At 44.4% G+C, this 21,487-nt stretch carries 21 protein-coding genes and 1 pseudogene; 17 read left to right on the forward strand and 5 right to left on the reverse strand.

All coding sequences use genetic code 11. The features are described 5' to 3' along the window. The first annotated feature begins 28 nt into the window (after window positions 1-28). The 6 genes from M5J74_RS04610 (at window position 29) to M5J74_RS04635 (ending at window position 4,256) form a co-directional block, all read left to right on the forward strand. A complete protein-coding gene (locus M5J74_RS04610; RefSeq protein ID WP_250013510.1) occupies window positions 29-1,060 on the forward strand; it encodes an IS630 family transposase in 1,032 nt (343 codons plus the stop codon). A gap of 44 nt (window positions 1,061-1,104) precedes the next feature. Further along, window positions 1,105-1,485, forward strand: a complete 381-nt coding sequence (locus tag M5J74_RS04615; RefSeq protein ID WP_250015610.1) for a beta-lactamase hydrolase domain-containing protein — start codon at window positions 1,105-1,107, stop codon at window positions 1,483-1,485. 485 nt (window positions 1,486-1,970) lie between these two features. Then, entirely contained in the window at window positions 1,971-2,147 is a 177-nt protein-coding gene (locus M5J74_RS04620) for a hypothetical protein (RefSeq protein WP_250015612.1), read from the forward strand. A gap of 594 nt (window positions 2,148-2,741) precedes the next feature. Then, window positions 2,742-3,263, forward strand: a complete 522-nt coding sequence (locus M5J74_RS04625) for a phycocyanin subunit beta (RefSeq protein WP_106167651.1) — start codon at window positions 2,742-2,744, stop codon at window positions 3,261-3,263. Between the two features lie 67 nt (window positions 3,264-3,330). Further along, window positions 3,331-3,822 (forward strand): phycocyanin subunit alpha, encoded by a 492-nt coding sequence (gene cpcA / locus M5J74_RS04630; RefSeq protein ID WP_250015613.1) that lies wholly within the window; start codon window positions 3,331-3,333, stop codon window positions 3,820-3,822. Between the two features lie 176 nt (window positions 3,823-3,998). After that, window positions 3,999-4,256: a hypothetical protein gene (locus tag M5J74_RS04635; protein ID WP_106167653.1), complete on the forward strand. Its 258-nt coding sequence runs from the start codon at window positions 3,999-4,001 to the stop codon at window positions 4,254-4,256. On the opposite strand, the gene M5J74_RS04640 is transcribed toward M5J74_RS04635, so the two are convergent. The 3 genes from M5J74_RS04640 to M5J74_RS04650 form a co-directional block, all read right to left on the reverse strand. Continuing rightward, a complete protein-coding gene (locus tag M5J74_RS04640) occupies window positions 4,245-4,685 on the reverse strand; it encodes a CoA-binding protein (protein WP_250015615.1) in 441 nt (146 codons plus the stop codon). The genes M5J74_RS04635 and M5J74_RS04640 overlap by 12 nt on opposite strands. Before the next feature lie 77 nt (window positions 4,686-4,762). Further along, a complete protein-coding gene (locus M5J74_RS04645) occupies window positions 4,763-6,079 on the reverse strand; it encodes an IS701 family transposase (protein WP_250015617.1) in 1,317 nt (438 codons plus the stop codon). Window positions 6,080-6,228: 149 nt separating this feature from the next. Next, a complete protein-coding gene (locus M5J74_RS04650) occupies window positions 6,229-7,341 on the reverse strand; it encodes an Mrp/NBP35 family ATP-binding protein (protein WP_250015619.1) in 1,113 nt (370 codons plus the stop codon). 252 nt (window positions 7,342-7,593) lie between these two features. Between M5J74_RS04650 and M5J74_RS04655 the strand changes: the two genes are divergently transcribed. The 3 genes from M5J74_RS04655 to M5J74_RS04665 all read left to right on the forward strand — a co-directional run bounded on the left by M5J74_RS04655 (window position 7,594) and on the right by M5J74_RS04665 (window position 10,628). After that, a complete protein-coding gene (locus M5J74_RS04655) occupies window positions 7,594-7,986 on the forward strand; it encodes a carboxymuconolactone decarboxylase family protein (protein WP_106218995.1) in 393 nt (130 codons plus the stop codon). Window positions 7,987-8,288: 302 nt separating this feature from the next. Next, complete coding sequence (locus M5J74_RS04660; protein ID WP_015152956.1) at window positions 8,289-9,974, forward strand: AIPR family protein; 1,686 nt, start codon at window positions 8,289-8,291, stop codon at window positions 9,972-9,974. A gap of 444 nt (window positions 9,975-10,418) precedes the next feature. After that, entirely contained in the window at window positions 10,419-10,628 is a 210-nt protein-coding gene (locus tag M5J74_RS04665; protein WP_250015620.1) for a hypothetical protein, read from the forward strand. A gap of 23 nt (window positions 10,629-10,651) precedes the next feature. Here M5J74_RS04665 and M5J74_RS33275 read toward each other — a convergent pair. After that, window positions 10,652-11,554, reverse strand: a pseudogene (locus M5J74_RS33275) (HEAT repeat domain-containing protein). A gap of 115 nt (window positions 11,555-11,669) precedes the next feature. Between M5J74_RS33275 and M5J74_RS04680 the strand changes: the two are divergent. Genes M5J74_RS04680 through M5J74_RS04690 form a run of 3 tightly spaced genes read left to right on the forward strand, consistent with a single transcriptional unit; the run spans window position 11,670 to window position 12,505 of the window. Beyond that, on the forward strand, window positions 11,670-11,921 hold the full coding sequence (locus M5J74_RS04680; RefSeq protein ID WP_084739136.1) for a transposase family protein: 252 nt from the start codon (window positions 11,670-11,672) through the stop codon (window positions 11,919-11,921). Further along, entirely contained in the window at window positions 11,890-12,225 is a 336-nt protein-coding gene (locus M5J74_RS04685; protein WP_051033159.1) for a hypothetical protein, read from the forward strand. Before M5J74_RS04680 ends, M5J74_RS04685 begins: the two co-directional genes overlap by 32 nt. Window positions 12,226-12,238: 13 nt before the next feature. Next, a complete protein-coding gene (locus M5J74_RS04690; RefSeq protein WP_051033162.1) occupies window positions 12,239-12,505 on the forward strand; it encodes a hypothetical protein in 267 nt (88 codons plus the stop codon). Window positions 12,506-13,000: 495 nt separating this feature from the next. Here the strand turns inward: M5J74_RS04690 and M5J74_RS04695 are convergent, their stop codons facing one another. Beyond that, window positions 13,001-13,729, reverse strand: coding sequence for a GDSL-type esterase/lipase family protein (locus M5J74_RS04695; RefSeq protein ID WP_250015626.1), 729 nt, complete (start codon window positions 13,727-13,729; stop codon window positions 13,001-13,003). A gap of 193 nt (window positions 13,730-13,922) precedes the next feature. On the opposite strand from M5J74_RS04695, the gene M5J74_RS04700 reads away from it, so the two are divergent. From M5J74_RS04700 to M5J74_RS04720, 5 genes are all read left to right on the forward strand, one after another. Next, window positions 13,923-14,726 (forward strand): M48 family metallopeptidase, encoded by an 804-nt coding sequence (locus M5J74_RS04700; protein ID WP_015152959.1) that lies wholly within the window; start codon window positions 13,923-13,925, stop codon window positions 14,724-14,726. Between the two features lie 85 nt (window positions 14,727-14,811). Then, a complete protein-coding gene (locus M5J74_RS04705; RefSeq protein WP_250015634.1) occupies window positions 14,812-16,431 on the forward strand; it encodes an alpha-amylase family protein in 1,620 nt (539 codons plus the stop codon). An 81-nt stretch (window positions 16,432-16,512) separates the two neighbouring features. Further along, the gene (locus M5J74_RS04710; RefSeq protein WP_250015636.1) at window positions 16,513-17,298 is read left to right on the forward strand and encodes a response regulator transcription factor; all 786 of its coding nucleotides are present in this window, start codon (window positions 16,513-16,515) and stop codon (window positions 17,296-17,298) included. Window positions 17,299-17,306: 8 nt separating this feature from the next. Next, window positions 17,307-18,716, forward strand: a complete 1,410-nt coding sequence (locus M5J74_RS04715; protein ID WP_250015638.1) for a HAMP domain-containing sensor histidine kinase — start codon at window positions 17,307-17,309, stop codon at window positions 18,714-18,716. Window positions 18,717-18,845: 129 nt separating this feature from the next. Next, window positions 18,846-21,407: a glycosyltransferase gene (locus tag M5J74_RS04720; protein ID WP_250015640.1), complete on the forward strand. Its 2,562-nt coding sequence runs from the start codon at window positions 18,846-18,848 to the stop codon at window positions 21,405-21,407. The last annotated feature ends 80 nt before the right edge of the window (window positions 21,408-21,487 follow it).

Genomic DNA, 21,487 nt, shown 5'->3' on the forward strand with positions numbered 1-21,487 from the left:
GTAGGTGTAGACACGTCCGGAGTCAGTGATGAAACTCAAAGACGCTCGTCATATGTCAGCTTCTGCCCAAGAAGCGCTAAGGTATCGAGTCGTGAATGCGATTGAAAATGGCATGAGTAAATCAGAGGCATCGCGTGTATTTCAGGTGTCGCGCACGGCAATACATCATTGGACAAAAGCTACAGCGACAGAGGGAGCAAAAGCATTAAAAGCAAAAAAGCGTGGTCCACGCTCTAGCTCGCGGTTGCTACCTCATCAAGCAGCAACGGCAGTCAGGCTAATTGAGCAGAAGTGTCCGGATCAATTAGGATTGCCCTTCTATTTGTGGACGCGCGAAGCGGTGCAACAGTTTCTGGCAAAGCGATTTGAGCTATCAGTGTCAGTGTGGACAGTTGGACGTTATTTGAAAAAATGGAGCTTTACGCCACAAAAACCACTGCGACGTGCCTATGAGCAAGACCCTTTGGCGGTTCAGCGATGGCTAGAGACTGAATATCCCCAAATTTGTCGAGATGCTCACCGCGAGGGAGCCGAAATTCATTGGGGTGACGAGATGGGAGTGTGTTCTGACTATCAAGCCGGACGTAGTTATGGGCGTTCTGGACAAACACCTATTGTATCGGCTACAGGCAAACGGTTTCGCTGTAATTTAATCTCAACTATTACCAATCGTGGCAAGTTATGCTTCAAAGTGTTTACACAACGCTTTGACACTACAGTCATGCTCGATTTTCTGCGTCGTTTGGTTCGTCATAGCGCCCAGAAGGTATTTTTGATTGTCGATGGTCATCCAGTGCATCGTTCTCGTGCAGTGCATAAATGGCTAGAAAAACACTCCGACCGCATCCGCATGTTTTTCTTACCTGCTTACAGTCCCGAATTAAACCCTGATGAGTTACTCAACCACGATATTAAAGCCAATGCTGTCGGACGGCAACGCGCCAAAAACAAAACCGAGATGATTGGCAACATCCGCAGCTATTTACGTAGTACACAACGTTTCCCTCACGTTGTGCAAAACTTCTTCCACGAGAAACATGTTGCTTACGCAGCTGCCTAAACTGTTCACTATTCTATGCTCTGGTTAGTAAGTCAGTTCTGAATTTGCGATCGCCTGACGAGCTAGGGTTTAAAGCAGACGAGCAACAGGTGGCTGAAGCGTTGGGATTACACTATGTGAATGTGCCGCTCAAGCCAGAAGCATTAAGTGAGGAACTAGTTAGCAAAATCCTGATGCACCTGGAACAAATCCCCAAACCTGCTGTGATGCATTGTGCAGCAGGTATTCGCTCGGCTGTCATTGCCCTACTAAGTGTTGCTATTCAGGATAGATTAACACCGGAGCAAACCTTAGCAAAGGCGCGACATCTTGGCTTTGAATTCGTTAATTATAGTTGTGTCAATCCCCAACTGAAGGAATCGTTTATACAGTATGTCAAGAAATATACGCAGGTAGCTGCGATCGCTGACCGCTCGGACAGATGAGATGCGATCGCAACTTTCAGCTTGTTACAGGCAATAATTAATAGCAGACAGCCTAAGCCCAGAATTAATTGATGCCACCTCAAGGCGATCTCTCGTGCCATAGTCTGGATTTTTTCTACTTCTGAAGTTTGCTGCCGAGATTTAAATAACAGTATAAGCAAAACCGCAGGGGTTGCAACTCTGATTTAGCTACCAGTTGCGTTGGTTAATTTACAACAGTAGCGAGGATTTAACAGCAAAAAATGTATCTATGTAACCACAAGCTGAGGCGATCGCCTCATAATTGCTTTTGTCAATCAGCTATGTCATAATTTTAATCTACGGTAAATCGATAGATTTACTAAATTAATGTAATTAGAAATACAAAATTAGCCAGAATGGTAAATATACAACTGAGAGTCAGAAAACCTGCTACAGTCAGCACCTACCAATCTTAACCAATAAAATCTTTCAGTACGTGGCGCAGCAAACCTTTAGAGCTACCTGTGACAGCGATACAACATTTGTGGTGGCAAACAAAGGCATATACAACAATTCTGCGCTTGATGCCCCTAGTTATAGTCAGTGTAGTTTTCCTATATATTCACTGGCTTTACCGCAAATTCTTCCTAGCTAAAGCTGAAAATACAGTTAACAGTAAACGCTGTCGCTACACTGCGTGAAGACAGTTATCAGTTATTAGCGTGCAAAGTGGTTAGTGGCTAGCAAGTAGAATTCGCGCTCGCGAATTACAACATTTACAAGATTTAACTTTTGGTGCTGCTAATAGTACATTCGATCCGAAAATCTTGTATTTCAAATTACTAGCATTTACACAATCTAAAACTAGAAGCGATCGGATGCTGCTGATAATGAGCCAAAGCAAATAAACTGATTTAGTCGATTATTTGTTCAGTCGAATCTTGAATCAAATTTTGAAGAATTTTCTGCTCAAAAAATATGCGAGAAGTCACTTGTCAAAAAAGATCGAGTATTTGACAGGCGCGATCGCTGCTGTTTAAAAAACTCAATTCAGATTGGTAAAAATATCTATCTAAACAAAATTTAACAAAAAAAGATACACTAAAAATGTACAAAGAAATTAGAGAAGTGACAGATAAAAGAGAGATAGTTAAACTTCTGCTTTGTCATTCCTCGGTCGCTGTTAAAACCGAAAAGATTTTTGTAAAAAACAATCACCTTTTCAAGCTGACTCATTTGAGCCAGAAGCGATCCAAACCCGATTTTCCACAATTGACATTTAGGAGAATAGAAACATGGTACTAGATGCTTTTACTAAGGTTGTTGCTCAAGCTGATACGCGGGGAGAATACCTCAGTGCATCTCAGTTGGACGGACTACTTGCTCTTGTCAGAGATGGTAACAAGCGCGTAGATACTGTCAACCGCATTTCTAGCAATGCTTCCACAATTGTGACTAATGCAGCTCGTGCTTTATTTGAGGAACAACCCCAGCTCGTTGCTCCTGGCGGTAATGCTTACACCAATCGTCGTGCTGCTGCTTGTCTGCGAGATCTAGAAATTATCCTGCGCTATGTTACCTATGCCATTTTTGTCGGCGATGCCAGCATACTCGACGATCGCGCTCTCAATGGTTTGCGAGAGACTTATCAAGCTCTAGGCGTTCCTGGGAGTTCAGTTGCAACTGGTATCCAAAAGTTGAAAGAAGCCTCGATTGCGATCGTCAACGACCCCAACGGTATTACTCAAGGCGATTGCAGTTCGTTGATTTCGGAATTATCCAGCTACTTCGATCGCGCTGCCTCATCAGTTGCTTAATTGATGACAAACGCAAGAGATCTTTTCAACTAACACACAGTAAGTCAAATTAGGAGAACCTCAAGCAATGGCAAAGACACCTTTAACTGAAGCAGTCGCATCTGCGGATACTCAAGGTCGCTTTTTAAGCAGTACTGAATTTCAGATCGCCTTTGGTCGCTTTCGTCAAGCAGCCGCATCCCTAGAAGCAGCAAAAACATTATCTAATAAAGCCCAAAGCTTAGCTGAGGGTGCGGCAAACGCCGTCTACCAAAAGTTTCCTTATACAGTTCAGTTGCCAGGTCCGAACTATGCTGCCGATCCGAGAGGAAAATCGAAGTGCGTGCGTGACATTGGTTACTATTTGCGGATTATCACCTACGCTCTGGTTGCAGGCGGTACGGGACCAATTGACGAGTATCTCGTTGCTGGCTTGGCTGAGATTAATAGCTCTTTTGAGCTGTCTCCCAGCTGGTACATTGAAGCTCTCAAACACATCAAAGCAAATCACGGTTTAACAGGCGATCCTGCTGTTGAGCTGAATTCTTACGTAGATTATGTCATCAATGCTTTGAGTTAGTAGGGGTTTCGTCTTACAAGTTGCAAATGCGTCTAGCTATTTGCATAGTGAGTTTGGGATAGTTGATTTCACTTACTATGCAAACAGCTTTTTCTTAAATTGGAACTTTGTCAGAAAGTTCAGAATTTAGTCGCCAAGAATTACTGTAGAATTGGAAAAATTCACTAGCTGAACGTATGAACCTGAAAACCGGAAAAATGAGATGGCAGCAAGGTACTCTATATCTCAGACCAGCGGATAAATTACAGTTTAGTCCGCTTTATGAGTTCCCAGAAATTGTTGGCAGCGCAGAAATTGACTATGCTTGCGGTTTGCTAGCTGTAAATGAAAAACTCGAACAGTATACAAAGCAAAAACAGCGCGAAATCAAGCTGTCTGTAGGCATCGGTACATACTTAAAGCTACTAAAGAGGGGTTGGCAATTAGTTCAGTAACTCGCTGGAGTGATTTATTCCCAATCGATAATATTCAATTTTGATGCAGGCATTCATGACGACATTCAACCCTGCCGAAGAAGCTTTTTGGGCAGAAGGTGCGTCGTAAATTCCTAATTGCGTCCAGATAGTTTTGGCTCTGATGGCAATTGTTTCCTCTACAATTTCAGGTACGTACTCTCTGCGGCGGAAGACATTAACTATATCGACTGGTTCTGGTATGTCTTGCAGTGATGCATAGCTGCGTTGTCCGTCAATTTCACTCACTGATGGATTCACTGGAATTATTGTATAACCAACTTGCCGTAAGAATTGAGCAATTTGGTAACTCGTACGTTCTGGTTTGTCGGAGTGTCCGACAACAGCGATAACTTTGCTAGTAGTTAGTATTTCTTGCAGAACATTGTCATTTAAAATTAACCTAGACATAGTTCAGAACTCCCCATCTTGGCTCTGCTATACATCCCTCTTCTGTTACTACAAGCGGAGTAAAATAAAAGAGACATCTAACTTGCCACAGCATACTCGATAGGAACAGCTCGAAAACCATTCATAATTTTTATCAATTTGAAAAAGCTTCGTTTCATTCCAGGAATCGGAAATAGCCTCAACCACGGCTCAATTAAACACCAAAAGATGTGGGGCTGAATAATTAGTCTTAAGTTATTTAAAGCACTCTTCCAATTAGTGCCTGACTCCCAGTAGGGATGCCGTTTAAATTCAGTCAGTTCTAACAATCTAGAATTCAGATATAAGCTGCTTCTAGCTGCTTCGTCTTTGAAAGCTTCAGCCTGCAAGCTAATCAGCAAATAGGCACTAAAAACTATTTCCCACCACCGCTCGATGCTAGCATAATCTGTTAAGCGAAAATCCGCCCAACCCAATTCATTTTTTACCTGTTTAAAACCATACTCAATCCAATTTCTCAAGCTGTAGAGGTTGCCGACAACAAGCTGAATGTTGCCAGGTAAGTTAGTCATAATAAACCAGGTGTCTGATTTGGGATTCTTCGTATCGCTTTTAGTGATTTCATAGTAGCGAACCGTGCGCCGCTTGCCAAAAATAATTTCCCGAATATAGCGTCTTTCTGGTTGACGGTGAGATAAGTTCTGCTGGTAGGCGCGCCAACTGTTGTAGCGCACGCGCTGTCCTGGCGCAATTAGGACTCCATGATTACTGCGAATCGCCACAATAAAATTTAACTTTAGCTCTTTTAAAACTCCAATCACATTCCCACTCTCGCCATACAAACTATCGGCTAGAACTAGGTGAAATTTAAATCCAAATGCTAAAAGTTCTCGAATAATTTCTTCTGCTAACTGTGGTTTAGTTTTATAGACATCTCCTTCTTTGAGTCGGTGACGTGGTTTGAAGATTTTAAAACTCAATGGATAAGTGATATTATCAACTATTGCGTAAGCGTTAACCGAAACAATACCATTCGCTGTTCTGCCCAAGTTACCAATGTATTGTTTGGCGACGTAATCTGTTGCTTTACCCTTTTTTTCATCCCCTGTTTCATCTATACATAGTACGATTGGTTCATCCCCAACTGATGCTTTAATTATCTGCAATCGCAGTTCTCGCAATCCTTTCACATCCCAAGGTGTATCTCGCAAGAAATGATGTAATTCTTGCCCATCAGACAGCCCAACAATCCGAGCAAGTGCTGGTAAAGATTTTCGGTTAATTTCAGAAATTACGCCTAAATGTAGAAACTTAAAGGCTTCAAAATTTCTGACATCTGGGAAAAGATTTCGGTAAGTTTGGCAGTATTCATCAATAAAGGCTACCGTTGATACTGGCTCTCTACGCTCAACCATAGTCACAGCTTAGCTTCTATCACTTCTTTCTCTATTTTAATCCTGCCAAAGCAACAGAAGAGGGATACATGATATTCGCCGCGACATTGCATTAGAGGCGGCGGATAATATCGTTAAAGCTTTGCGTAGAGAGACTCCGCCAGGATCGGTCAATCGAGTTTAAATATTTTTGTTAGATGATTGTCCTGTAAAGTGGTAACTGGCTGAAAAGTATTGGCGATCGCCCCAGCCATCTGTAGAAAAACTTGGCTGACTGGGGAATTTGGATTGGCAGTTGCGATCGGTTTTCCCGTATCGCCACCTGTACAAACGTCAGGATCGAGGGGAATTTGTCCCAAAAGGGGCATGTTTAATTCTGCTGCCAACTGTTGACCGCCACCACTACCAAAGATCGGCATGGTTTCCCCATCACTACCAATCAAATAGCTCATATTCTCAATAATACCGAGAACGGGAACCCCAACTTGGCGAAACATATGAATGCTGCGGCGTACATCTGAAATAGCAATTTGTTGGGGAGTTGTTACCACTATTGCCCCACATACAGGGCTTTCTTGCACGATGGTAATTTGGGCATCTCCCGTCCCAGGAGGTAGATCGATTAGTAGATAATCCAGTTCTCCCCACTCTACCTGATGGAGAAATTGGGCGATAATTTTGTGTAGAACAGGTCCACGCCATGCCAAAGGGCGATCGCGTTCTGCCAATAGTCCGACTGACATAACTTTGATGCCAGAAGCTTCTAATGGTAAGAATCTTTGACCGTTTGGGGTGTCAATAACTTGCACGTCAGTTTGTCCTAGTCCGAGCATCTGGGGGATGTTGGGACCGTAAACATCGGCATCGAGCAGACCGACTTTCAAACCAGCTAATTGTAAGGCAACTGCCAAGTTGACGGCAGTAGTAGATTTGCCTACGCCGCCTTTACCGCTAGAAACTGCCAGGGTTGTTTTGACATTAGGAATCGTGCAAAGTTGGATATACGATTTTTTACACCAAGACAGGGGCGAGAGGATGGATTGGATTTCTGCCTGTAAGTGGTGTTGGTGAGAACCAATGTAGAGGCGCAAGTAAACGTAGTCATCAACGATTCGCAAATTGCGTACCATTCCTAAACTCACGATGTCATTTTTAAGTTTTGGTTCGATGACTTGTTTGAGCAGTTGAATAACTTCTTGCTGACGAGTAGCGATGAGCGAATCGAGAGGTGCGACAGCGATCTCTTCTGGGGATTGGTGAAACGGAGATTGGTGGTTAAGCATTACGTCTTTCGTATGAAGATGGTTTGCGATCGCTTCTAATCAACCTCGTTCATTATCCGCATATACTAGCCATACAAATCGTTCAGACTATATTTGCATTCCTTTAATTATAATACGGCAACTTAATCAATTAATGGTAGTATGCATAAAGCAAGCGATCGCAGAAATTGGAAGGGATTGAGCATCTGCTCGTTTGCGCTACTAGATACTACTATTGCAATTACAAAAAGAGAAACTCATTTCCATCGACATATGACTCAGTTGATTGAATACGAAGATAGCAGCGATGAAGTACGTGCGGTATACGATGACATCCGTGCTACTCGTAAAACTGATGAGATTAATAACTTTTGGAAAGCATTAGCAAACCATCCACCAACTTTACAACGCACTTGGCAGACAGTAAAGGAAGTGATGACTAGTCCTGGGGAACTCGATCCACTGATACGCGAATTAATTTATATAGCTGTAAGCGTAACTAATGGTTGCGAATACTGCATTGCTTCCCACACTTCAGCAGCATATGCCAAGGGAATGAGCGATAATATGTTTGGTGAATTAATGGCAATTGTCGCTACTGCAAATACGACCAATCGCCTCGCTAACGGTTATCGAATTCCAGTAGATGAGCGATTTAAGACTTGAAATACTTAAAGGCGATCGCTTTTAAAGATAGAACGGATGTTGTAGAAGCGATCGCGCTTGGATTTACCTTTTTAGAGGCGATAGGCTGAAACTTTTAACCTTTGCTTTTGTTGAAGATTGCTGTGCAGATTTTTTCTTTACATAGTAAAGATATGTTAAAAATTTCAGCTTATAAATCTTGCTAGAAGTTAATATTTGAAAAACTTTTTCCTTCTAGTTGCCTGTAAAGCAGGAAACATTAGATATAAAATATTTAAAATATACTTGCTAACTTACAGCTTCCAAGCATCTATAGAGTTTTCATGAGTATTATTCATGTTCGTCAGATTGAAGCAAAGCTAAGATCGCTGTTCGCTAATTCAATTGACCTCAGTGATTATGTATGTAAACCACAAATTGAGCAAGATTCTGCTTTCTTAACTCGTGCGCTTGCTGCATTCGCAATTTCAGTTGCTACTGACATAACCCCAGAACAAGCTGCATTGTGCATAACTGATGGTTTTCATGATAACGGGATTGACGCGGTTTATTTTGATAATCGTGAAAAGGTTCTTTTTGTTGTTCAATCTAAGTGGCGGCATGATGGTACAGGTAGTATTGAACGTGGAGATGCTCTAAAATTTATTACTGGTATCAAAGATCTTATTAATGCAGAATTTAATCGCTTTAACGACAAAATTAAAAATCGCTCAGTCGAAATCCTAGATGCATTATCGCTTGCAAATACCCGAATCGTTCTTTTAGTTGCTTATACTGGTCAAGCAACATTGAGTCAGGATATTTCGCGTGATTTCAATGATTTTCTGAAAGATATGAACGATCCTTCAGAAGTTGTGGAATTAAGAGTTTTTAGGCAAGGTAACTTACATGGGATTGTTGCTAGTGGCACTTTAGGCGCACCAATTAATTTTGATGTAGTGCTCAAGGACTGGGGACAGATGAGAGATCCTTTTTCAGCGTATTACGGTCTTGTATCGGCAACTGAAGTTGCTGATTGGTGGAATAGATATTATCCAAAACTTTTTATGCCGAATATACGTTCGTTTTTGGGTGAAACGGAGATTAACCAAAGTATTGTTGAAACCTTATTATCAGAACCAGAAAAGTTCTGGTACTTTAACAATGGCATAACAGCACTATGTAGTAAGATTCGGAAGAAACCACTAGGAGGTAATACTCATGAGACAGGCGTGTTTGAATGTCTTGATGTAAGCATTGTAAACGGAGCGCAAACCGTAGGAGCTATTGCGACCGCAAACGCAAAATCAGCTGACCAAGTTGCAAAAGCATCTGTGTTAATTCGATTCATTTCACTTGAAAGTTGTCCAGAAGATTTTGCTATACGTGTTACGCGGACAACAAATACTCAGAACCGTATTGATAGTCGTGATTTTGTCTCCCTCGATACCGAAAATCAAGAGCGTATACGAACTGAGTTGCAACTGGAAGGGATCGAATATATTTACAAGGCTGGCTACACCGTTCATGATAGCAGAAGTGGTTTTGATTTTTCAGAAGCAATCGTGGCTGTTGCGTGTGCTCATTCTGAGCTTGCTTATGCAGTACAGGCAAAAGGTAAAGTTAGCTTACTCTATGAGGATGTCTCTAAAGCACCATATAAGGCTCTGTTCAATCCAAGTCTTTCTAGTATTAAGCTGTGGAAACTTGTACAGATTCATCGTGCGATAGAGGATCAACTGAAAGCTGAACGGAAAAATCGGCAGGGACGAGAAACGATGATACCTGTTCATGGCAATAGGTTCTTAGCTCGGCAAGTATTTCGGTATCTTCCTTTTGACAATCTCGACGATCCCAGAAAAGATATACAAAATCTTCTAAGCAAGGTTTCAGAGTTCACTATTCGCATAATTGATCTTACTGCAAATGCAATAAGTGAAAAGTATCCAGAGTCATACCTAGCTAATTTGTTTAGAAATATAAAAAAGTGCCAAGATATTGAGAATTCAATTGATTCACAATGGCAATAATATATATGCATCACCACTAGTGATTTTTGCTATTAATTTTAAGAGAAATGAATTCAGACCTGTTTATATAACTTTATTATGGACAAAAATCTTTATTATTTCATACTTGATTGTACAAGTATTAAGTAGCAATATAAAATCTGAATTCAAGCTATTCATCAGCTTGTCTAAACTAATCTCCTCAATGCCTTGTTGAGCTTGTATACTCACTTCCCGCTCGCAATTATCTCATGCTTATCGAAAGAGACCAAGACCATTGAAATGATTCAAATCACCAAGAGCGATCGCTGCTTCTTTGGATGCTTTACAATCGCAACGAATTCTGCTTATGGGTGGTAAACGGGATGTTATCTAACTATAAGTAAAGCATTTTGTAAGCTATTTGCTTAAGGCTCAAGTAGAATTAGAGAACAATCTATAGTAGTAATTCTTCTCCTTAAGATTATGACTGAGTTACTCCGACAAGCTATTTCAGAGATCGAAAAACTTCCTGCCGAGCAGCAAGATGCGATCGCGTCCTGTCTGATGGCTGAATTGAAGGATGAACAAGCATGGTCAGCTCGATTTGAAACAACGACTGACGAACAGTGGGATCGGTTGGCTCATATGGTACGGCAAGAGATAGCAAATGGCGAAACGGTTTCACTGGTCTAACAATGCAATTGTACAATTTGAATTTATCTAACCAATCGGTTAGATAAAGTAATTTTCTCAATGGCTCGTTGAGCTTGTATGGTCACTTCCCGATCGCAATCGTCTAATGCTTGTTGCAGGGCGCTTATAGCATCAGAATTACCCAAATTACCAAGGGCGATCGCCGCTTCTTTTCTCTCATCTGAATATTCATCCGCTAATGTTTGAATCAAAGTAGATAACAACCTAGTATCAGGGATTTTCTGCAATACCTGTATGGCAGATTTTCGCACTTGCCAGTGTTCGTCTTTAAGTGCTTTTTCGACAGCAAAAATTATTGATGGTTTAGCATGAATAAAGATCGATTTTGCGGCATTGCGGCGTACCTGCCAGTCTGGGTCGGTGGTGAGTGCTTGCGTCAATAATGCGATCGCTTCTTCATCAGCCAAGTGACCCAACGTTAAAGCTGTCGCACGTCTTACACTGCCATCAGAATCTTGCATCAGCTTTAGGACTGGCGGACAACGTTGAACTTGGTTTAGATAAGATAAAGTCGTTACCGCCGCCTCTCGCAGTTCGGGATTTTCTGACTTGAAGAATTTGACGATCGCAGGTAAATATTGAGCATCATGGATTTTGCGTAAAAGAATCAGGATGTTGGATTGGAGATGGAAGTTTTCTTGTTGTAGGGAATCTAGTAAAAGTTGTAGATGTTCGGAAGCAACTAACTCGCCTAACGCCGATCGTGCTTCGCTACGAATTTCTGCGTCAGGTGAAGCAAGACATGGTATTAAAGCGGGAACTACAATAGGATTGGCAATTTCCTACAGTGCCTCGATCGCAATTTTTTGCACGGCAGTACTTTCGTCTTGCAAAGCAGTTATTAAAGCATCGATCGCATCTTCTTCTCCCAAGTGTTGCAGAGTTTTGACAGCAACTAATACCAATTTACTCTTTGACTACGACAAAAGAGATCCCCCAACCCCCCTTATCAAGCAGGGCTGATCTATTGAGGGAAGAAAATAAATAATGGAGGAGTAGTTTAATTGCATACTCGGTCTGATGAGTTTGATTGAGCATCTGCAAAGAGTACGGGATTTTCGTACACAACCGCGTTATCCGTTGTGGGTAGTGTTAGTGTTGGTGATTATGGGCACGATGAGCGGTTGCAATGGATATCGTCCGCTAGCAGACTTCGTGTCACGCCACCAATCACTGTTGTTAGAGTTGTTGAAATTGCCGAACCAACGACTACCAAGCAAGCTCGACGATTCGGCGAGTCATGGTGCGGGTGGATTTTGTGTCTCTAACTGAGGCGTTCAATGCCTGGGCACAAGAGACATTTACACTAATGCCCTTAGAGCAAATTGCCATCGATGGCAAGAGCATCAAAGCCAGCCTGAGCGATTACGACTCTGCTTATCAAGATTTTGTCAGTGTAGTATCTGCTTTGAGTGTGGCTCAAGGTGTGGTGGTAGGCTTAGAATCAATGAGAAATCATCAAAAGGGTGAAATCAAAACAGTGGAGATGTTGTTGGACAAGCTACAACTCAAGGGTGTGTGCTTCAGTTTAGATGCACTACACACCCAAAAAAACAGTCGGGCAAATCATCAGTAGTGAAAATGACTATGTGATTGCCGTCAAAGCTAACCAACCAAATTTACTGGCGTATTTGAGGACTCAATTTGAGCCAATTCCCCCCTTGAGTGTAAATCTCCACATCGAACAATGCCGCGACCGATACACCCAAAGGAAGGTGAGCGTTTTGGACACAATTGCTGGGATCGAACCGCAATGGCTGGGAATACAACGGATGATTCGAGTCGAACGTACTGGCACAAGGGCAAATCAGCCGTTTAGTGAAACAATGTTCGATCGTCAGTTCTCTGGCAATTGATGCGACAGGATTTGCACGACTGATTCGTTCTCACTGGCAGATTGAAAATCGCCTCCACTGGATTAAAGATGTAGTACTTCACGAAGATTGCTCTCCCTGATGTGATGGTCATGCCCCTGTCAATTTTGCCATTGTGCGAACCATTGCACTCAATCTCTTCCGCTTCAATGGTTTTGACTCAATTACCCAAGGGATGCGTCATTTAGCTCACGATCTGAGTCGTCTATTTTCCTTTTTTCAATAGATCAGCCCTGCCCTTATCAAGGGGGGCTAGGGGGGATCTTCTGTAGCATAGTTTTAGTGAAATGGTATTAGTTTTCTCTTAATGAGCTAGTAGGAAGATGAACAAGGGAATCCGTGCAGATGAAACACTGGTTACGTGCAGCCCAAGCTGAGTATGCCAAATTGGAGAAACCTTTAACTGATGCAGAAGTAGGTAGTTGGACTCGATCTGAAGTTTAGGTGAAGGTAGCATATTTACAATTAGTTTATCTGTTATATATACTTTTCTATAACTTGCTTCCAGATTGAGTAAGCCTGACCGTTTAAATGCACTCCATCTAGCGTATAACATTCCTTTAGTTGATGCTGTTCGTCCGAGAGATAAGAATATAAATCGATATAGGTGAGTGAATATTCTGTTGCTAGTTTTTGGAGAGCAGAATTTAATTGTAAGATCTCGCGATCGCTGACATTCAAACCAGATTTAGTCCGATTAATTGGCAAAACACTTTGAATGAAGATTTCAGTCTGAGGACTGCGATCGCATATCTCAACGATTATCTTTTGATAATCCACCAAAATTTCTACTGCCGATTGCTGGTAATGAATAAAATTGTTAATTCCAATCATTATGAAAATTTTGGCTGGCTGAGAACTCACAATGTCCTCAAGACGATGTAACACTCCCATAGTAGTATCGCCAGAGATGCCGCGATTTTTAACATGAGGATTTTCTAACAACTCAGACCATTCGCATTCATCAGTAATACTATCTCCCAAAAACACGATGTCTGAATTGGATATTGGTGCAAGTTGAAACTGGCTAACTCTCTGTAAGTAATACGATGGATTAGCAACTTGAATTCTAAAGCGATCGCGGTTTCGAGCAAACCTTGAAAGTTTCGTTCGTAAATAAGAAACGCCTCCTTTTTTAGCGACAAATAATATTGCTAACGTTAAAGCCAGAGCATTTAAGCTAAGAGAAATAAATAAAGCGTTCATGGGTAGTTGGTAGTTGGTAGTTAGTGAGAGGGTTGTAGCTTTCTCACCACGCCTGAGCGCACCATGCCTGAGCGCACCACGCGCTTAAAACTCTATAAGTAGTAGGATGACACGCAGACAAGAAAACCACAAAATCTACAAATAGTGACAAAGAGGCGATCGTTAGTGATAAGTTGCTTGGAGGTTTGGTACGGTGGCTGTTTCTCCCAATTCACGCATGATTGCAATTTCTAAATTCGCTCGCCGTACTTGCCGTACTTGGTATTATCCAGTACTTGGTTCGATGGCTGCATTAAGTATAAGTGCAGGTAGCCCCGAAGTAGCTTTGTCGGTTCCGTGGGCAGAATTATTCCAGCAAGGAGCGCAAGTCGTCCAACTCTACAGGATTTCTGACCGAGATGAAGTAGAGTTAGGCAAGCAAATTAACCAACAACTCCTTAGCACTCAATTTCAACCCGTGCGCGATCGCGCCTTAAACGATAAAGTCAATCGCATCGGTCAAAAATTAGCTCAAACTAGCTCTCGTCCCGATATTCCCTATACCTTTCAAGTGGTAAAGGATAAAAGCATCAATGCTTTTGCCACCGCTGGGGGTTTTGTTTACGTAACCACAGGCTTACTAGAAGCTGTAGACAACGAAGCGCAACTCGCTGGCGTATTGGCACACGAAATCGGACATATTGCAGCGCGTCATACAGTAGAGCAAATGCGACAAACTGCGATCGCTCAAGGGTTAGCAAATGCAGCAGGAGTCGATCGCAACAAAGTCATAGCCTTGGGAGTTGAACTCGGCGTGCGCCGTCCGCGCAGCCGTCAAGCAGAATTTGAAGCAGATCGGCTGGGATTTGAGAATATGCAGCGAGCTGGCTACGATCGAAATCAAATGATTGCCTTTCTAGAAAAATTACGCAACCAATCTTCAATACCAGCTTTTTTAAGTACCCACCCAGCCACCAGCGATCGCATTGCCAGACTCCAAGGGGATGACGACGATTAACAGCGATCGACGACCAGTGTAGAGACGTTACATGTAACGTCTCTACAAAGTAACGTCTCTACAAAGTTACCCATTACCCATTACCATGCAAAATCTTTGGTACAAAAACGCGATTGTCTATTCTCTCGATGTCGAGACATTTATGGACTCGGACGGCGATGGAGTAGGCGATTTTCCAGGACTGACTCAAAAACTAGATTATCTTGCAGGGCTGGGAATCACTTGCTTGTGGTTGTTACCATTTTATCCCTCGCCCAACCGCGATAACGGTTATGACGTAATGGATTATTACGGTGTCGATCCCCGGTTGGGGACGTTGGGCGATTTTGTCGAATTCATGCACAAGGCGCGGGAACGGGGAATTAGAGTTATAGTCGATCTTGTCGTCAACCATACATCGATCGCGCATCCTTGGTTTCAAGAGGCTAGGAGCGATCGCAACTCTAAATACCGCAACTACTACGTATGGTCGGATAATCCGCCGCCAGCTGACCCCAAGCACATTGCTTTTCCCGATGTGGAAGATAGCCTTTGGGATTACGACGATAAAGCAGGAGCGTATTACTTACACCACTTTTACAAAGAACAGCCAGATTTAAATATCGCCAACCCAGCCGTGAGGGAAGAAATTTGTAAAATTATGGGCTTCTGGTTGGAATTAGGAGTCTCTGGCTTTCGGATTGATGCTGCACCTTTTTTAATTCAAGGAATTGGCATTCCAGACGCAAAGCCGGAAGATTTGGAAGGTTTCTTGATTGAAATGCGAGAGTTTCTTGTTTCGCGGCGAGCTGATGCTATTTTACTTGCTGAAGCTAATGTCGATGCCGACCAAATTGGGGTTTATTTTGGCAATGGCGACAAAATGCAGATGCTATTCAGTTTTCTGTTAAACCAGCATATGTTTTTGGCGCTGGCGCGGCAAGATGCGGCGACTCTGGTTGAGGGACTGAAGATATTACCCGACGCTCACCATACCTGTCAGTGGCTCAACTTCGTCCGTCACCACGACGAATTAACGCTCGATCGCCTGCAAGAATCTGAAATTCAGGAAATCTTTCAAGCTTTTGCTCCTGAAGAAAATATGCAGATGTGGGGGCGCGGAGTTCGGCGCAGGCTACCACCCATGCTAGAGGGCGATCGCCAGCAAATAGAACTAGTATACAGTCTGTTATTAACCCTGCCTGGTACACCAATGCTGCGTTATGGGGAAGAAATTGGCATGGGTGACGATCTCTCTTTAGAGGGTCGCGGTAGCGTCCGCACGGTGATGCAATGGTCTAGTAGAGAGAATGGTGGATTTTCCTCTGCGCCTGTAGATAAATTGGCGCGACCTGCGATCGCGCAAGGAGAGTACGGCTACAAGAAGCTTAACGTAACTTCCCAACAGCGCGACCCTAACTCTATTCTCAGTTGGATGGAACGGGCGATCCGCACCCGCAAGCAATATCCAGAATTCGGTTCTGGTAAATGGGAAATTGTTGCTACAGACAAACCAAGCGTATTTGCCCACAGTTCTCAACAGAATGGAAATACAGTTCTTGCGGTTCACAATTTGTCTGCACAGTCATGTACTATTACCTTGAAATCGGTAGAATACTCGCATTTATTGGATGTATATAGCGATCGCCCCTACGAACAGATGGATTGTAATTCTAAAGAAATCGAAATTTCTGGCTATGGCTATCGCTGGTTCCAGGTAAATTAGAAAGGGAGTTACTGCAAGTGGTGCGTGGTGCGTGGTAGTTGCCCACCTGCCCGCCTGCCCATCTACCTACCTGCTTAGAAGATGAATAACTCAGGTGCATCGAACAATCTACAACCAAAGCATTTGCAACAATCGGAACGAGATGCAAACAATCAACTGATTCGTGTCTTGGTTATAGACGACGAACAATCAATTATTGACTTGATCGAGCTGGGTTTGCGCTATGAAGGATTTGAAGTGCGATCGGTTCAACGTGGCTATGCAGCAATCGAGGTAGCTAACGTCTGGTCGCCACAACTTGTCATTTTAGATGGAAACTTGCCCGATCTTGATGGCTTTAATGTATGTCATCGAATTCGTCAGCAAAGTGATGTACTGATTATTATGCTGACGGTACGGGACGACTTAGCAGATAAAATTAAAGGTCTAGAACTGGGAGCTGACGACTACCTTACCAAACCCTTTCATTTTCCTGAATTACTTGCCCGCATTCGAGCTGCATTGCGGCGACACCTACAGTCACAAAGTCATATCCTAACAGCGGGCGCGATCGCGCTGAATTCCGATACACGAGAAGTGTGGCGTGCAGGCGTACCTATCGAACTGACTCGTAAAGAGTTTAACTTGTTACACCTGCTAATGCAGCATCCCGATCGCGTTTTAGAACGTCAAACAATCCTCGATCGCGTGTGGGGCTATGACTATTACGGCGATACGACGGTAATCGAAGTTTATATCAGCAACTTGCGAAACAAGCTAGACCGAGATCCACATGGTTTAATTCGGACTGTACGCGGCATTGGATATATGTTGAAAGTTCCGTCTGGACAACATTTAGATGCAGTTGCCATCAATTCAGACACCTAAACCAGCTTATGAAATTGCGCTGGCGATTAACGCTGAGTACTATAGCGTTGATTGCGCCTTTACTACTGTTCTTATTTACCCACGACCTTTATAACTTGCGTAACTTTTTGATCGAGCGCGAAAGCATCCGCTTGCGAGCGCAAGCAAAGCCAATTATTGATGCAGAACTACTCAATCGGAAAGTTGATGATGAAAAACTGCGAGCGATCGCCGATCGACTTGCTACAGACCTCAGCTCAATTGAAACAGGAGCGTCAATTGTCGATCGCTACGGTCGAGAGATCGGTCGCCACAACAGCACGATTGGCGAACCAGCTGCGCCTCAGTTACCGAAAGATTGGTATGCATCAGCTTTGGCAGGCGAGCTAAAGCAAGACCACATTATAAAAGATAGAAATGGCAGCGATATCTTGGTGGCGCTCGTGCCGATTCCCCCGCGCCAAACGCCGCTGGGTGTAGCGGTGCTGAGTACGTCGCTAGAGAGCAGCTATCAATTGGTACGTCAGCACGTACTTTCTACCGTTGTAGCTTGTCTGATCTTGTTAACGATCGCTGTCATCGCTATTTTTCTCATGGTACGCAGCAATTTGCGCCCGCTGGAGTACATGGCTGTTGTAGCCTATCGGATTGCCCAAGGCGATTTATCTCAGCGGAGCAACCTCAAGCCAGGTATGAATGAAATCGGTCAACTGGCTCGCTCGTTTGATGAAATGGTCGATCGACTGCAAAGCGCCCTAGCCGTTAAAACGCAATCGGAAGACAGGTTGCGCCAGTTTTTGGCGGATGTATCGCACGAACTCCGTACACCGCTGACAGTCATTGGTGGCTATGCCGATCTGCTGCTGCGAGGAGTGGTAACAACTCCAGAAGAAAACACGCGCTTGCTGCGGGCGATGCGCCGCGAAATCAACCGTACCGAGCGACTAGTCAGAGATTTGTTATTACTGGTACGCAGCGATCGCGCGGCAACCTTTGAGATGCAAGCAGTCAATTTATCGGAGTTATGTACTGAAATTGCCGCTCAGTTTTCCCTGATGATGGGACAGCGAGTTTTCCAGAGCTATATTCCTAAGAAAGTCGTAGTACTGGGAGATCCAGACCGCATCGAACAAGTTTTGTCCAATATTTTAGATAACGCCATCCGCCATACTCCCGAACAGACGCGCATCGATCTGCGTCTAAAAGTCATTGGCAACTCGGCATGGATTGAAATTGCCGATACGGGTCGGGGCATTCCTTCCGATCTGCTAGAACACATCTTTGAACGGTTTCATAGCGGTCAGCAGCAAGGTACGGGGCTGGGTTTAGCAATTGCCAGGGCGATCGTAGAAGCCCACGGCGGTACGATTATGGCGTTTAACCAGCCAAGGGGTGGCGCTTGTTTTATCGTCGAGCTGCCGTTGTATTCTGAGGAATAGTGGTGCGTGGTACGTGGTACGAGTACAAGTAAAAAAAACTTTAAGCCAACTTGAAGCTTAATTTAAGGTTTTCGCAAGGTTCGCCTCATAACCTATTCTTAAGGTTTCATTGGCTAATTTATTTTGCTTATGCGGTTCGAGAAGGTAACAAACAGTATACCTGCTCAACTGGCAACCACTCGTGACTCCATATCATCAGGTGTCGCTGCACCAATAGCAAGACCGCAAGTTCGGGGTAAATTTATTTTTGTCGGGAATGAAAAGCTCTACATCCGAGGCGTGACCTACGGTACGTTTCACCCAGATGCAGCAGGCAATTTCTATCCCAGTCCCGAAATTACGAGTCGCGATTTTGCCGCTATGGTAGCGAATGAGATTAACGCGGTGCGAACTTACACAGTACCGCCGCGTTGGTTGCTCGATCTAGCAGCAGAGTACGGTCTTTGGGTGATGGTAGGACTGCCGTGGGAGCAGCATATTGCGTTTTTAGACGACAGAAAAAGGGTACGATCGCTCGAACAGCGTATCCGCGCCAGCGTGCGTAGTTGTGCGGGGCATCCAGCTTTATTATGTTATGCGATCGGTAACGAAATTCCAGCTGGAATCGTGCGTTGGTACGGTCGTCATCGCGTCGAGCGATTTTTAGCGCGCCTGTATCGGATTACTAAACGCGAAGACCCCGATAGCTTAGTTACCTATGTCAACTACCCAACGACAGAGTATTTACAACTGCGGTTTGTCGATTTTGTTTGCTTCAATGTCTACCTAGAGCAACAGAATCGCTTAGCTGCCTATATTGCCCGCTTGCAAAATCTAGCAGGCGATCGCCCCTTGGTACTTGCAGAATTAGGGCTAGACAGCCGCCGTAATGGTAAACAAAAGCAGGCAGAAATACTCGATTGGCAGCTCCGTACAACGTTTGCATCGGGTTGTGCGGGAACGTTTGTCTTTGCTTGGACGGACGAATGGTATCGCGGCGGCTACGATATTGACGACTGGGATTTTGGCATTACCGATCGCCAGCGCCGTCCTAAACCTGCCTTGAATACCGCGCGTCAGGCATTTGCTCAAGTGCCATTCCCTGCATTGTCTTTTCCCACGATCTCGGTAGTCGTGTGCAGCTACAACGGCTCTCACACGATTCGCGATACTCTGGCAGGGCTGGCACAACTGGAGTATCCATATTGTGAAACGATTGTGGTTGACGATGGCTCTACAGATAATACAGCAGCGATCGTCAGCGAGTACGATGTCCGGCTGATCCGCACTCCTCAAAGTGGTTTGAGCCATGCCCGTAACGTAGGGATGCAAGCAGCAACAGGGGAAATTGTTGCCTACATCGATGACGATGCTTACCCAGACCCACACTGGTTGACTTATCTTGCCATCACCTTTATGGAAACCTCCCATGTCGGGGTGGGTGGTCCCAATTTGCCCCCACCAGAGGACGGAATGGTAGCCCAGTGCGTGGCAAATGCGCCAGGAGGTCCTTCTCACGTCCTACTATCCGATCGGGAGGCAGAGCATATTCCTGGTTGTAATATGGCATTTCGCAAGTCTTGCCTAGAGGCGATCGCTGGGTTCGATCCTCAGTTTCGGACGGCAGGTGATGACGTGGACATTTGCTGGCGGTTGCAAGAACAGGGTTGGACGATCGGGTTTAGCCCAGCTGCCGTAGTCTGGCATCATCGCCGCAACTCGGTATGGCGTTACTGGAAGCAACAACAGGGCTATGGTAAAGCCGAAGCTCTTTTAGAACAGAAATGGACTGATAAATACAACATCCTCGGACATCTTACCTGGTCGGGACGAATTTATGGTCCGAGCGTCATGTACGGACTGAGCGTACAAGAGCGGGTGTTCTATGGCACTTGGGGTTCGGCACTGTTTCAATCTATTTATCAACCAATGCCAGGAACGCTGAGAACGTTACTGCTGATGCCGGAATGGTATTTAGTCGTAATGGTATTGGTGGGACTGAGTTTGCTAGGAGGAGTTTTGTGGACTCCAATGTGGTTAATCTCGCCCCTTGCCCTAGTTGCGATCGCCGCAACCTTAATACAGGTTGGTCGCAGCGCCGCACAAGCCAAGTTTCCCAACCAGCCGAAATCTCACTTCGATCGCTGGCGGCGTTATAGCTTGACCGCAGTGCTGTACCTACTCCAACCTTTGGCTCGTCTCAAAGGACGTTTCCGCTACGGCTTGCAACCTTGGCGCTGGTATGGGATGTCAAATTTAGCCTTGCCTTTAGCAAGAGTAGCAACGCTTTGGAGTGCCAGTTGGCACGCGCCCCAATCGTGGCTGACCTCAATTGAGACGGCGATCCAATCTGCCGGACACCGCGTTCAACGCGGCGGTAACTTCGATCCTTGGGATTTGGAAGTGCCAGGGGGATTATTTGGTAGCAATCGCCTGTTAATGGCGATTGAAGAACACGGTGGCGGACAGCAGCTAGTGCGGTTGCGTACTTGGTCGCGGTGGTCGAAACTCGGTTGGATGCTGTTTTTCCTGTTCGTCGGACTCACGGTAGCAGCGTGGATCGATTCAGCGTGGAGTGCGGTTGCGAAGTTAGGAGCGATCGCCTTGCTGCTGTTATTGCGATCGCTCTACGAGAGTGCGGTTGCTTCTGCGGTTGTCTTGCAAGCGATCGAACGGGTAAAGCCTGATAGCGATTCTCAATTGCGCGCGTGACATTTGTAGGGGCGCACGGCTGTGCGCCCCTACAGAGCGCGTGTTTTACCCAATTGAAAACCGCTATGAAGCGAAAACAG

This window comes from Chroococcidiopsis sp. CCNUC1 (assembly GCF_023546805.1).
GTDB classification, from domain to species: Bacteria; Cyanobacteriota; Cyanobacteriia; order Cyanobacteriales; family Chroococcidiopsidaceae; genus Chroococcidiopsis; species Chroococcidiopsis thermalis.